The sequence below is a fragment of the Paenibacillus sp. P4_E11 genome, from assembly GCF_056401635.1.
The window spans coordinates 45856-58823 of the sequence record NZ_JBFUIX010000037.1 but is presented as its reverse complement, the minus strand read 5'-3'; the positions used below and the strand labels follow the sequence as shown (position 1 = coordinate 58823).

The following is a 12968-nucleotide window of genomic DNA, read 5'->3' as shown; positions in this document are numbered from 1 at the left end:
TCCCCTACCGATACCCAATCACAAAGCCCCATATCGGGGTAGAGGGACATAATATAATGAATACCGGAGGGAGATGGCTTCAAGGCCGTCATCTGCTCCCGCCCYACAATGTGCTCGAAGCAGCCAATGATACCCGTGATCTCAAGCGCCTCCACGGCAGCCTGTCTCGCATTATTCGTCAGGATAACTAGCCGATAGCGGTCTTTCAATTCCTGCAAGAGCTCGGCCGCTCCAGGCTCCAAGCCCGCATTGTGCATGCCTTCCCGCTCCCACTCCGCAACTCGATCCCAGATGGACCGCTCCTGATTTGTGCTCATCGTGCCAAACCCGCGCGACGCTTCCAGTAGGGTTGCAATCGTATGCTCGTGCACAGGAAAAGAACGGTCAAGCAGTTCATACCGCAACAGCATATTGAAAATATCTGCTTTCATCGCTGGAAAATCGATCCGTGACCGCAATATCGTATTATCCATATCGAAAATAATGCCTTTATAGCTGTTACCCATCCTCATATATCTAATCCCCCGCTTACTCAACAATCTTACCTACACCAGAAGCTTGCTTCGCATCACTGTAACCGCTTGTCCTCCGATGCGCACCCGCTCCCCATCCAGTCTCAGCCGAAGTGCTCCACCTCTGCGGGAAGCCTGATAAGCAAGGAAGGAAGCTTGATCCCGCTTCGCTCCCCAGTAGGGGGCCAGGCAGCAGTGGGCCGAACCGGTTACGGGATCTTCGTCCACGCCGAGCGCTGGATAGAAACATCTGGATACGAAATCGTATTCTCCCGTACTAGACCCCGCTGTTACGATGACGCCTCTGGCCGGAAGCTGCTTCAGCAGTTCGAAATTGGGCTGCAGTTCACGCAGCATGAATTCCGACTCTACTTCCACTAAGAAATCCATCCGATTCCTCCCGACGAATCGAGGCGATACACCCAACGCAGGCTCCATCCGATTCGTCCACTCCGAAGCCTCTTCCGCAGGCTCAGAAGGAAAATTCATTTCCAGCCATTGTCCATCGTTGTCCGCGGTCAACAGTCCGCTTCTCGTGTGAAAACGAGCTTGTTGCCGAGGCAACAGAACTCCGGATTCCCATAATACATGTGCCCCAGCCAGTGTGGCATGTCCGCACAAGTCAACTTCTGCACGCGGAGTGAACCATCTCAAGTGAAAGTCCCCAGTAGACTCCTTGAGCACAAAAGCCGTCTCTGAGAGATTCAACTCGGCCGCTACTTCCTGCATCCGCCGCTCTTCCCACGGTTCGTCCAGGATACATACCGCAGCCGGATTCCCTTTGAAGGGTACATTCGTAAACGCATCGACAATGTACAGGTCAGTCGTCATATCCATTCCCTCCGCCTACCGGCCATTGCCAGCCAAATAGTCCGTCACCTGAGAAGGGTGCGTGAATAGATAATCCGGCTCGACTTCAAATGTACGAGTCTGGACATGCTCGAACCAATGGACGGCGATGGTTAGTACGCCAGCCGACTTGCCCGCCCTTATATCGGCTATGCTGTCCCCCAGGAACATAGTCTCCTCTGGCGAGGCATCCAGCTGCTTCATAGCCAGCAGCACCCCTTCCGGATGCGGCTTCGGGATTTGAACATCGTCTCCGCTGATTTCCACATCAAACATGCCTTCCAATCCAAGATGTTTCAATGAAATGGCCAGGCTGTGGCCGGCTTTTCCAGTAACGACACCCAATCGGTATGATTGTTGCTTCAACGCAATTAACATCTCTCTAACCGCTTGCGAGGCTTGCACCAACTCAAGATGATGGCGGTCGTATAAGCTGTAAAATTGCTCCACAGCCTGCTCAGCCTGATCTTGCTTCTTCAGATTAAACCGGATAATATCCGGCTCGGTCGGGCCGAATAAGGCTACAATACTCTCATTGTCCAGTTCAACGCCATCATATTCCCGAAACACCTCTCGCAAGGAATGAAAGCATACGGGCAGCGTGTCCGCCAATGTGCCGTCAAAATCAAATAAGATCGTTGTCTTTTTCATGATAAGCTTCTCATTTGATCCATATGATGATTGTCGTGCCATAGAAAGTCTTTCAAATATTGCTCCAACACGAAAGGATGCCCATCCGCATCCACATAACGCCCTTCGTAAACCGACTGCGAGAAGCCCTCAATCCGTTGAATAATCTGCAACCGGTAGGAGATGGCCTGCTCAGATAAATCAGAGGGACTTGTGCGTTTTCCATACTGTTTGGCATTTTCATTGAATGCATCATAATCCAGATGCTTCACGGTGAGAGGAACCGAGTTGTGAATAGGATCAATCGCTTCCTCTAGAAAATACTTGTCCCATAGTGCGATATGACTTACCACTTCGCGGACAGACCATTTTCCATCGCCCAGTTGAATATTCCAACGCTCATCCGCAGTCTCCAACGATTGAACGAAAGCCACCCATTGCCGAAATTGTTGAAGCAGTTCTTCTTTTGATACTGGTTGGACTGTCATGTTCTCATTCCTCTCTATTCCTATCTGTTTGGCTCAAGATCGCTCTGCAAGCTTCGGTCGCAGCATCAGCAGCATGTTCGAAATAACGGCGAATTTCCTCATAATTATATATCTTCAACGCCTTGGAGTAGAGATCTGGTTCAACCGTAAAATCTTGCAGTGCCTCACCTTTAAACCGGATCAAATCCTCTAGAGCGACCTCATCTACCGGACAAGCATCAAGTCGCGAACTTTCCAAAACATCTTTTAAACCAAATATCTGATAATCCTGGACGAGCTTACCATTCATTGTGCGGAAATCATCATGCGCTTGGGACAACACATCCGGGTTCTCACGCATTCGCAGGTGCAGATTATTATGGTAATAGATGTCCTTCAACCACACATCGTCCGCGATCAGATGAGTCATATAACCGAGCATGAACGGATGAGTCAGGCTGGATTCATATTTGGCTAGAAATGCAGCTATGTCCACATGCGTCCTCATATCGGTATTTCGCTGGTAGAAATGAGATCGTTTCTTGGCGGTTCGTTCGTATACAGCGTCGGTTGCGATTGATCCTAATATATATTCCGGGTCGACCGGTAAACCCAACCGTTGTGCCACCTTCTCGCCTATCAGCATATGCATCATTCTTGAAGCCATCGTGTCCCCTCCACCCTAATCGGACCTCGCATACCAGTTGTTCAAATATCGGGGTACGGCATCCTCATCATTGCTATCAATTATACTGTCTGCCATCATTTTCAAACGATCATGGGCATTACGGACGGCTATTCGGGTACCAGCGGCTTCGAACATCCCCACATCATTCAGATTATCTCCGAATACGGTCACTTCTCCCGGATCGACTCCGACTAGATGGGACCACAATATAAGACCCTCTCTCTTATTGGCTTGGGCGTGACTTATCTCGAGAAAGTAGTGGTTTTCAATATAAAAGTCCTTCATCATGTGCATATTCACACGCGAGCCGTACCTCTCAATCAGCCCCTGGCTAAAAGCTTCAAGCTCTCCAAGTAAACCGATGTAAGTTATTATTAATGTTTTGTAATCCGTTGGACATTCCAGGCGTATCATTTCTCTAAAACGAGGGTCATTCGGACGGCTATCATAAAATTGACGGTCTCCTACACGAACAAGCGGTTCATGCAAAACGGCTTCTTCTCCGTTATCTGCTAAAGCGAAAAGAAGTGGAACCAATTGATGCTGCCGGCCGGTCTCGATAATCGTATTAGCCAATAGGGTATCCAGCCAATAACCGTCGATCACTTGCTGTGAAACGGGATCGAAGAGCAGCGCGCCGTTATATAACACGAGTGGGTACTTCCAAGGAATCGCTGAAACGGCTTGATGAGAGCTTCGATAACTTCTCGCTGTAGCGTAGCTGATCGGAACGCCTTCAAGCAATAGTCGGGTGACCGTTTCAACTGCAAAATAGGTCAGTGTCGTATCAGAACGGAGTAATGTGCCGTCCAGATCGGTCAGAAAAGCTTGACGATTCATCGGATCACTCCTCCTGTTGAGGAAGACGTAGGACTGATACAGAAATCCATGCAAGCGCCTCCTGTAACGTTTTATCGCTACTATTACCATACCATAATATGGCTTCCGACTGGCATCCCATTTTCAAAATGATGCACTTGACTGAACGAATATATCCGACTATGTTTATAGGAGAATAATTTCATAGGAATAATAGGATATGAATGGAGGTAAACGATACATGACCCGAATCGCCGCGAATTTAACTGATTTGATCGGAAACACGCCGTTGCTGGAGCTATCTAATTATGCTAGAGAGGCCCAAATCGATGCAAGGCTGATTGCTAAGCTGGAATACTTCAACCCGGCTGGGAGCGTCAAAGACCGCATTGGTTATGCGATGATCAAACGTGCCGAAGAACAAGGTCAGCTGAAGCCTGACTCGGTCATTATAGAGCCGACCAGCGGGAATACGGGGATTGCCCTGGCATTCGTCGCAGCTGCGTTGGGGTATAGACTCGTGCTCACGATGCCGGAGATATTCAGCATAGAAAGAAGAAACGTGCTCAAAGCATTGGGGGCCGAGCTCGTGTTGACGTCTGGAAAAGAAGGAATGGCCGGGGCGATCCAGAAGGCCAATGAGCTTGCTGCTCAAATCCCGAATTCGTTCATCCCCCAGCAATTCCAGAATGAGGCGAACCCAGACATTCATCGAACGACTACGGCTGAGGAAATATGGAGAGACACGGACGGCCAGGTCGATCTTTTCGTAGCAGGTGTAGGAACCGGCGGGACGATTTCCGGGGTGGGTGAAGGATTGAAGCTCAAGAATTCTTCCGTGCAGATCATTGCAGTCGAACCGTTCGATTCACCTGTCCTATCGGGTGGCAGCCCCGGGGCTCATCAAATTCAAGGCATCGGTGCCGGCTTCGTGCCGGATACGTTCAATCGTTCGGTCGTGGATGAGATTGTTAAGGTGAGAACTGAGGAGGCGTTCGAAACGTCACGCCGGTTGGCGCGAACGGAAGGGCTGCTAGTCGGCATATCGTCCGGTGCTGCCGTATTTGCCGCATCCGAGATTGCTCGCAGAGCGGAGAACAAAGGCAAGCTGATCGTCGTACTGCTGCCTGATACAGGAGAACGGTATTTGTCGACTGCGCTTTACTCTGGCTAGCTTGTGTTTGTAAATCATGTATACAAGTGTGACATCTTGAACAACACCAGGGTCCATGTTACCTTTAGCTCATCTTACTGGAGAAAAGGAGAATTACTTTGAAAATCACGGATATTCAGACGTATATTGTGGGCAACCCTTGGAAAAATTGGCTCTTCGTAACGGTCCATACGGATGAAGGCATTAGCGGTTTGGGAGAAGGAACATTGAACGGCTTTGCCAAAACGGTCGAAGCAGCCATTCATGAATTGAAGCATCTGGTGCTGGGTCGGGATCCATTCGATGTGGAGACGATCGGTTTGCGATTATTCCGCGACGTTTACTCCGATGGCGGACAAATACAAGGCTCTGCACTTGCAGCAATTGAGACGGCATGCTGGGACATTATGGGGAAAGCCACCGGGAAGCCACTGTACAAACTGCTTGGCGGCAAATGCCATGATCAGCTTCGTTGTTACGCCAACGGTTGGTACAGGGGACCACGCACTCCGGAAAATTTTTACGAGAAAGCAAAGATTGTTATGTCCAAGGGTTACACCGCCCTCAAATTCGATCCATTCGGGGCAGCCTATCGCACTGTTGACCGAGCTGATTTTGCATTATCATTGGAAATTATTGCAGCCGTCAGAGAAGCGGTAGGCGATCAGGTCGATATTCTAATTGAAGGACATAACCGCTTCTCTGTGCATACAGCACTGCAATTCGCTGAAGCGATGACCGTCTACAAACCGACCTGGTTCGAAGCGCCAGTACCRCATCACTTGATTTCCTCCATGGTTGAAGTAGCTAGACGAAGTCCTGTGCCTATTGCCTGCGGCGAAGATTATTATACAAGGGAGCAGTTCGCAGAATTGCTGAAGCATGACGCCGTGCATATTATCCAGCTGGAGCCTCAGTTCCTGGGAGTCTCAGCCTCCAAGCAAATATGCGGCATGGTACACGCTCATAATGGTGTAATTGCCCCTCACAGCGCTCAGGGACCAGTGTGCTCTGTCGTCTGCAGTCATTTAAACATGGCCACTCCCAACTTCTTTTTGCATGAGATCTTCGACGAATTCAACGAGCCCTGGGAAGAGAACGTGCTGATTCCTCCTCTTCATGTGAATAAGGGCTATATTCATCCTCCGGAGGCGCCCGGTCTTGGTGTTGAACTTAACTTAGAGGAGATCGTGAAGCATCCTTATCAGAGCGGTAACTGGCTTCCTTTGTTCAAGCAGGGCTGGGAGAAACGGATAGCGCTCGACTAAGGACTGAAATGGAGGATGGAAATGAGTTCACCTAGCAAATGGCACGGAAAAGTCGTTGTTGTAACTGGTGGAGGCGGGGGGATTGGTAGAGCGGTCTCCCTCCAATTCGCCCAAGAGGGTGCAACTGTTGTCGTCGTGGACCGTACGCTGGAAATTTCGAATCCGGTCTGCCAGGAGATTACGAACAATGGTCTGTCGGCCATCGCTATGGGCGCGGATGTTTCCTCTGAACCCGATGTTCGGCGTGTAGTTCAAGATACTTTGCTCCAATTGGGGAGAATCGATGTACTGGTAAACAACGCAGCCGTCTGCCCTCAGGTCCGTACAACAGATATGACATTGGAAACATGGAATCAGGTCATAACGAATAATCTTACATCCGTCTTCTTGTTCTGCCGGGAAGCAATCCCCTCCATGATTCAGGGAGCTGGCGGTGCTGTTGTTAATGTCAGCTCGGTTCATGCATTGGCAACATTGGATGGGTATTCCGCTTACGCTGCCTCCAAAGGTGGAATCGTTGCTATGTCCAGAGCAATGGCGCTCGACTTCGCTAAGGATAAAGTAAGGGTCAATGTCGTTCTCCCCGGTGCGATTCATACCCCGATGCTGGAATCAAGTGTGAAGAGTCTGGATACTCCGCGCGAACAAATCATGCAGGAATGGGACGCTGCGCAACCGATCGGCCGAGTAGGCCAGCCCGAGGAGGTTGCTGCTGTTATCCTTTTCGCAGCCAGTCCGGACAATTCCTTCATGACTGGCGCCACTTTGGTCGTTGACGGCGGAATGACGATTGAGCTATAAATCTTATACCCAGGTCTTCTTCAACAGCTGCAAATATTCTAATAATCTCAATCTGCAATCTTCTTGGTTGTCCGTAATTGCAGTTAACAACAACGAGAAACAGCCTATCGTTTCTTTGCGATGCGGTGCCCGCCATCTTCTTGTATTTTCCTTCCAGTATAGTCTCTCGGAAGAGAATTCGAACAGCTTAAGCATTTCCGTATTCCCGTTTTGAGAGATTAATTGCTGCAGCAGCTCATACTCGTATTCACACAGAGCCTTAGGCTGGATAACCTGATCGGGCTCTGCCAGCAGCTGCATAAGCTGCGTGCCGCAAGCCGCATCCTTGACTGGGAGCCATGAAGTCTGTGCGAATCGGGCTTGCTCCATTGAGAACATCGCCAGCGAGATAATAATATCCAGCAAATTACTGACTCTATCGGCCGACGATTCCAGAATCAGCACTCCGTACTTGGGAACGATGCGTAAATACCCTTCCAGCTCCAATTGCTGTAAGGCCGCCCGGATCGGGGTTCGACTCATTTTCAATTGCTGACTGAGTTGAGCCTCTGAGGTAACGGAGCCTTTGGGCAGAGCTTGCGTATAAATCCAATGATGAATCCGCTCATAGGCATGCTCGCGTAATGTTTGCTTCATCTCATGTCACCCGAATTCTGATCATATAGTTACAGGCATTCATTATACCATGATTGACTCCCATTATCGGTCAAGAGAGGATGTACATTCATCATGCAGCCGCTGCAGCAGCCCAAACCTTTGAAGCAAACAGCCTATGAATATATCAAAGAGAATATCGTTGCAGGGGCATGGGCAGGAGGCACATTCATATCCGAGAAAGAGCTCACCGAGTCGCTTGGAATGAGCAAAACTCCTATCCGTGCCGCGCTCGATCGGTTGGAAATGATGGGCCTCGTTCAGCTTTTTCCAAAACAAGGCGCGGTCGTCACGGAACTATCCTTAAAGAAAATACTCGAAATCTACGAGCTCCGCAAAGCGCTCGAAACCTATGCAGCCAAACAATTAACCGGGAAGCTGGATGATCTGTTCTTCACCGGGATGGACAGCAATATTGACCTGCAAGCACATGCTATCAAGAATGGGGATATTACGGAATATGTGAAGCAGGACAGGCAGTTTCATGCGATGATCGTAGCTGGACTTGATAATGAGGAATACTCGAATGCTATACACCGCATTCATGATCAATTCCTTCTGGTTGTTCRAGCAACCTTCCTCAAGAATAATCAGCGCTTACTAGGGAGTATTGAAGAGCATAGACAAATCAGACGGGCTCTCTCTGGGGATGACCCGCTAGCAACGGAAAGGCTCATGATCCAGCATCTGGACTATGTGATGCGTATTATGCTGTAATAGGAAACAACCGTCCGGATCTCTCCAGACGGTTGTTTGCTCACACCAGCAATAGACGATGTCCGTATTTTACCAAGGAGCCTTTCTTCCTTCCGGAAGCTGTGACTCAAAATCCTCTAAATATTTCGCAATCTCCTGCTGGAGATCAGTGAGCGTACGGGCATCATCCTCAAGGAAATGATCAACCCATCGCTTGCCATAGCGGACATGGTTCTTCTCTTCTGACCAGTCCACATCAGCGAACAGCTGCGAGCGCAGATCACCTTGCTCCTCATAATACCGAACTCTCTCTGGCTTACGCGGCATGAAGAAAATTTCCAAACCTAATGTGAGATGGCAGAAACGATGCAGGAAAGGCATGGCCTGGGATTGCTCGAAAAGCACCATATTTACTTTGCTTGGTTCAATCCCAAGCTCGCGAAGGCGAAGAGCGCCAAACTCCGCATGTCGCACTTCATCCCAGAAGTGATGCGCAATATCCAAGAAGTATTGACGGGGGGCGGTTATTTTCCAGGACTCGAAAATGACAGTCGCCAGAATGGCAGCCGCATACAATTCGTTAAAATACACCTCGAACTCACCAATACACCGTTCTCTTAACGGCAGTGCCATCTTGGACTCGTACGTTCCAAGATTTGCGTGGTGAAGCCGCTCATCGAATACGATGGAGGTCGGCCATTCGAACAGCGCTTCCTCGGGACGCGGCGAGATCGGACCGCCCTTGACTCCGAAGCCAGAGATACCTCCAGCTGAATCCATAAGACTTGCAATATATGCCGACCACTGCTCGCTCTTAGTTTCGCCGCCAGGGTTTCCCCCCTTGGCTGCCTGATCCTGTTGAATCTTCTCGAGCTCAGCCAATTCCCGCTCGACATCCGGCAGCAACCGCTGAAGAACACGGATTTCCATCGCATTGGCAGAAGCGTCTGCTGCAGACAGATGCTCACGATAGGCTTGTGCCAGATTGCGCAGCACCAAAACTAATCCGGCGATGAAGCTCCTATCATCCGGAGCATTCACGATATCTTCAGCCAATCGATTCACGGCTGGCTCAAGATTGGCATCACGATTGCCCCCGCGCAACTCTTCAAGTCGAGCGTACAAGTCATTGGCGCGCTCAGCATGTGCGAACAAATGGTAGCCAAGTCTCAGCTTGACCTCCCAATCCGGAGCTCTCAAAAACCAGCCCGCTAGTGCCCTGACACAGCTATGCTCTATGAACGCATAACGCCGAAACATCTCGACCGTTTTAGGGATTTCTAATCCGTGCTGCTTGCGGTGACCCACATACTCATTAATTTTACCCGCCATATAAGTCCCCTCCCAATTTTCAATACTTTGTTGTAATTTTAAATTAAGTGTATTGGAAATGACGCCATATTTCAATCCTTATTTTGTACCGCATATGTAGTACACGCTCGACACGTTATAGATGGCAGTGGTAAAATCCGTATAAAGGAGATACCCTCACCCATGAAAACCTACTCAGGCAACCATTCCTTCCTCAAAGAATTGAATATTATCACAACCTTGCGGCTTATTCAGGAGAAGATTCTGATCTCGAGGGCCGCGTTGGCTGAGATTCTTGGACTGAACCGCAGTACGATCACTGCGATAATTAACGAACTACTACAGCAGCAGCTTGTAAAAGAAGTAGGGGTAGGAGCTTCCAAAGGAGGCCGCCCTCCAACTCTTCTGCAATTTAATTCAGATGCTGCCTATACGATTTCCATTGACTGGTCTTGGGAGAAGATCAAGCTGTTCATAACGAATCTCGGAGGAGATCTGTTCTTCTCGCAAACCCTTGATGCGGACAAAACACACAACAATCCTGTCGAGCAGATCCGTCAGGTTATTCAGATCATAACGTCCGCTTACCAACAGCTCCCTTCCAAGCATCTGGGCCTGTTGGGAATTGGAATCATAGTGCCCGGAATCGTAGAACAAGGTGTCGTTAACTCCTACTCCCTCAACTGGAGCTCTGTTCCACTTGTCAGCTATTTCTCCGAGAAATTCGATTGCCCGATTGTCGTCAACAACGATGCCCATGCCGGACTTATCGCTGAATCTTACTTCGGGAGCGCCAAGGGCGAGCAAAATGTTTGTTACATCCGAGTAGGCAGCAGCTTAAGTGCAGCCCTAATCGTTAATGGGCAAATTTTGCAAGGCGATGATGGCTTTGCAGGTCGTGTCGGACATATTGCGATTGATCTGAATGGACGAAAATGTGTTTGCGGCAACAATGGCTGTTGGGAGGCTTATACTTCGGAGCATGCTTTAGTTCAACGATACGTAGAATTAATGGGTTTCCAGAGCGGCTCAGAGCAGATCACGCTAGAAACCGTAACCTCTGCCGCGCAAAAGTCAGATCCCCATGCTGTTAGAGCGGTTCATGAGCTGTCACAATATTTGGGGCTGGGAACCGCCAATCTGGTTAACTTGTTAAACCCTAAGCTGATCGTGATCGGTAATGCCCTCGGGAATATCCAGAATCTCATGGTTCCCTCCTTCGAAGCGGTATTCCAGCAAAGAGCTTTGCCTTTCTTGAGAAGGAACGTCAGAGTCCAATTCTCAACCATTACCGAGCGTTCCATAACACTCGGTGCTACAGCCCTTGTATTGGATGCTCTATTCTCAACGCCTCACATCAAGCCGCGAGGGTAGCACAAAAAAAGCCATTCGCATCGCGAATAACCGTTATTGCGCTTGCATAATATGGCATCTTCTATCGGAGGCTTGCTTTATTCAGAAGTATTACGGCTTGCTCGCGTCTGCCTCTCCACCCAATTTTCACGATTCATCGGTTTTATGAGATCTACCCGATTATTTGCCCGTCCATTGTTGCCACCAGGAGAGCCGTCTGCTGTTGCAGCATTATTAGCGCCTAAGCTGTCAGCCGTCTTAATCGGGGCTATGCTCTTGCTGCCTTTTGGCGGGCCCCCATTGTGCTTTCCCTTGTTCCATACCCTATTTTTGCTCATTTTGCTTATCTCCCTTTACGATAATAAATCGGCATTATTCAATCCTGCTTGCTACCGCTCAGCCCATCCTTCTACAGAAGCAGTAAGCTCTTGGAATATGGCATGCATAGCGGCTCACCATCCCTTTACTAGTATGACTATAATACCAAGCACTGCTAAATGTACAGGATAAAAGCTTCGCCATACCCAACGCTCCACCTTGAACCTGTCCAGCTTCTCGAACAAAGCGGACCAATAGAACAGGACCATCGTTGGCAGAATGCTGTACAATTGCAGCAGCCACCCTTTGTGAAAGAGATAGGCCAAATTCAGTATAAAATGAGTAGCAACCAGCGTATTTTGTTCTTGATGCGTTCGATCGTCAACAGGGCGATGAAGCACACGAGGAAGGTGCCTACTATATTGACTTTAATGGCCTGCATGGCAAGCATGTAGGGGATTTCCGAAACGACCGCGATCAGCACCATTCGTTTGAAATATCTGGACTTGCTGCTCGTGCGCCGATACCCCAGACAATAGACATGAGCTTGCAAGCCTCCCAGCAGCAGACTGGCGAGACTCGCTATGCATGTGTCCCGAGTACCGGTCACAGTTAAGGCCGATTTTGAGGCTGTCGATTAACTGTGGACAAGAGGAGTGGAAAGTGAAAAAGAGGACCCCAGCGAGTTTTGGCTTGAACCTCCATACCACTTGATCCCTTATACAATCAGGGAGGTTCAAACAAGATGTTTGAGCTATAGGGGTCCTTTTTCACTTGGAACGGCCGTTTTTGCTTCTGTTAACAGTTAATCGACATCCTCATTTTCGGCCTTGGAGTGAGGCAGGGAGTAGTCTATTTTTCCGTCAAATGGATCGTACAATTAAAGAGGTCACATTCCCACTTAGACGTCTGTTTCGAAATCCGTGTAATAGAAGTGTTGTTTAATAGTGCCATCGTATCAACATGAGCAACTAACTGCTTCAATGTAGTCCCAATGAATCCGCCGTGGGCCACGACTAATATACTTTGGCCTGGATGTTTGTCGGCAATCCGATTCAATACCTCGAGACCACGCAGCTCCAACTCTTCCTTCGTTTCAATACCGAGATCAAGCTGGCGCCAGTCATCGCCCCATTTTTCCACTATTTCCTCATGCGTCATACCTTCGATTTGTCCAAGATTTACTTCCCGCAACATGGGATCGACGATAACATCCAGTTGTTTTAGCGCCGCGATTGCGAGGGCCGTTTCTTGTGCTCGGGACAAGTCGCTTGAGTAGATCAAGTCCCAATCCTCAGCGCTTAACCGATCAGCTAATTTCTGCGCCTGCATTCTTCCTTCTTCGTTCAAGGGGATATCTGTATGTCCCTGTGCTCTCTTCTGGATATTCCAATCTGTAACACCGTGGCGTATCAAGCCCAGTACCGTCATATACTCCACTCCTTCTCA

The 12968-nt window shown here is 49.1% G+C and carries 17 protein-coding genes; 5 read left to right on the top strand and 12 right to left on the bottom strand.

Going from position 1 to position 12968, the window contains the following annotated elements:
- The 6 genes from AC1DWB_RS15960 to AC1DWB_RS15935 all read right to left on the bottom strand — a co-directional run.
- A partial coding sequence (locus AC1DWB_RS15960) for an HAD family hydrolase (RefSeq protein WP_477542068.1) occupies nucleotides 1-512 on the bottom strand: 512 nt, incomplete at its 3' end.
- Between the two features lie 33 nt (nucleotides 513-545).
- Nucleotides 546-1343, bottom strand: coding sequence for a PhzF family phenazine biosynthesis protein (locus tag AC1DWB_RS15955; protein ID WP_477542067.1), 798 nt, complete (start codon nucleotides 1341-1343; stop codon nucleotides 546-548).
- A gap of 15 nt (nucleotides 1344-1358) precedes the next feature.
- Nucleotides 1359-2012, bottom strand: a complete 654-nt coding sequence (locus AC1DWB_RS15950) for an HAD family hydrolase (RefSeq protein WP_477542066.1) — start codon at nucleotides 2010-2012, stop codon at nucleotides 1359-1361.
- Complete coding sequence (locus AC1DWB_RS15945; RefSeq protein WP_477542065.1) at nucleotides 2009-2479, bottom strand: DinB family protein; 471 nt, start codon at nucleotides 2477-2479, stop codon at nucleotides 2009-2011. Before AC1DWB_RS15945 ends, AC1DWB_RS15950 begins: the two co-directional genes overlap by 4 nt.
- 4 nt (nucleotides 2480-2483) lie before the next feature.
- On the bottom strand, nucleotides 2484-3125 hold the full coding sequence (locus AC1DWB_RS15940; protein WP_477542064.1) for a hypothetical protein: 642 nt from the start codon (nucleotides 3123-3125) through the stop codon (nucleotides 2484-2486).
- 15 nt (nucleotides 3126-3140) lie between these two features.
- Nucleotides 3141-3986 (bottom strand): HAD-IIB family hydrolase, encoded by an 846-nt coding sequence (locus AC1DWB_RS15935; protein WP_477542063.1) that lies wholly within the window; start codon nucleotides 3984-3986, stop codon nucleotides 3141-3143.
- A 220-nt stretch (nucleotides 3987-4206) separates the two neighbouring features.
- On the opposite strand from AC1DWB_RS15935, the gene cysK reads away from it, so the two are divergent.
- The 3 genes from cysK to AC1DWB_RS15920 all read left to right on the top strand — a co-directional run bounded on the left by cysK (nucleotide 4207) and on the right by AC1DWB_RS15920 (nucleotide 7187).
- Complete coding sequence (cysK, locus tag AC1DWB_RS15930) at nucleotides 4207-5139, top strand: cysteine synthase A (RefSeq protein WP_477542062.1); 933 nt, start codon at nucleotides 4207-4209, stop codon at nucleotides 5137-5139.
- Between the two features lie 98 nt (nucleotides 5140-5237).
- On the top strand, nucleotides 5238-6386 hold the full coding sequence (locus AC1DWB_RS15925; RefSeq protein WP_477542061.1) for a mandelate racemase/muconate lactonizing enzyme family protein: 1149 nt from the start codon (nucleotides 5238-5240) through the stop codon (nucleotides 6384-6386).
- A gap of 21 nt (nucleotides 6387-6407) precedes the next feature.
- Nucleotides 6408-7187 (top strand): SDR family NAD(P)-dependent oxidoreductase, encoded by a 780-nt coding sequence (locus AC1DWB_RS15920; RefSeq protein ID WP_477542060.1) that lies wholly within the window; start codon nucleotides 6408-6410, stop codon nucleotides 7185-7187.
- 3 nt (nucleotides 7188-7190) lie between these two features.
- Here AC1DWB_RS15920 and AC1DWB_RS15915 read toward each other — a convergent pair whose 3' ends face one another.
- The gene (locus AC1DWB_RS15915; RefSeq protein WP_477542059.1) at nucleotides 7191-7823 is read right to left on the bottom strand and encodes a GntR family transcriptional regulator; all 633 of its coding nucleotides are present in this window, start codon (nucleotides 7821-7823) and stop codon (nucleotides 7191-7193) included.
- Between the two features lie 93 nt (nucleotides 7824-7916).
- Here AC1DWB_RS15915 and AC1DWB_RS15910 point away from each other — a divergent pair, with 93 nt between their 5' ends.
- Nucleotides 7917-8558, top strand: coding sequence for a GntR family transcriptional regulator (locus AC1DWB_RS15910; RefSeq protein WP_477542058.1), 642 nt, complete (start codon nucleotides 7917-7919; stop codon nucleotides 8556-8558).
- A gap of 69 nt (nucleotides 8559-8627) precedes the next feature.
- Here AC1DWB_RS15910 and AC1DWB_RS15905 read toward each other — a convergent pair whose 3' ends face one another.
- Nucleotides 8628-9869, bottom strand: a complete 1242-nt coding sequence (locus tag AC1DWB_RS15905) for a hypothetical protein (protein WP_477542057.1) — start codon at nucleotides 9867-9869, stop codon at nucleotides 8628-8630.
- Between the two features lie 162 nt (nucleotides 9870-10031).
- Here AC1DWB_RS15905 and AC1DWB_RS15900 point away from each other — a divergent pair, with 162 nt between their 5' ends.
- A complete protein-coding gene (locus tag AC1DWB_RS15900; protein WP_477542056.1) occupies nucleotides 10032-11222 on the top strand; it encodes an ROK family protein in 1191 nt (396 codons plus the stop codon).
- Nucleotides 11223-11299: 77 nt separating this feature from the next.
- On the opposite strand, the gene AC1DWB_RS15895 is transcribed toward AC1DWB_RS15900, so the two are convergent.
- The 4 genes from AC1DWB_RS15895 to AC1DWB_RS15880 all read right to left on the bottom strand — a co-directional run bounded on the left by AC1DWB_RS15895 (nucleotide 11300) and on the right by AC1DWB_RS15880 (nucleotide 12950).
- Nucleotides 11300-11539, bottom strand: coding sequence for a hypothetical protein (locus tag AC1DWB_RS15895; protein ID WP_477542055.1), 240 nt, complete (start codon nucleotides 11537-11539; stop codon nucleotides 11300-11302).
- Nucleotides 11540-11653: 114 nt separating this feature from the next.
- The gene (locus AC1DWB_RS15890) at nucleotides 11654-11809 is read right to left on the bottom strand and encodes a hypothetical protein (protein WP_477542054.1); all 156 of its coding nucleotides are present in this window, start codon (nucleotides 11807-11809) and stop codon (nucleotides 11654-11656) included.
- Between the two features lie 38 nt (nucleotides 11810-11847).
- Nucleotides 11848-12072, bottom strand: a complete 225-nt coding sequence (locus AC1DWB_RS15885) for a TraX family protein (protein ID WP_477542053.1) — start codon at nucleotides 12070-12072, stop codon at nucleotides 11848-11850.
- A 299-nt stretch (nucleotides 12073-12371) separates the two neighbouring features.
- Complete coding sequence (locus tag AC1DWB_RS15880; protein ID WP_477542052.1) at nucleotides 12372-12950, bottom strand: histidine phosphatase family protein; 579 nt, start codon at nucleotides 12948-12950, stop codon at nucleotides 12372-12374.
- Nucleotides 12951-12968: the final 18 nt, after the last annotated feature.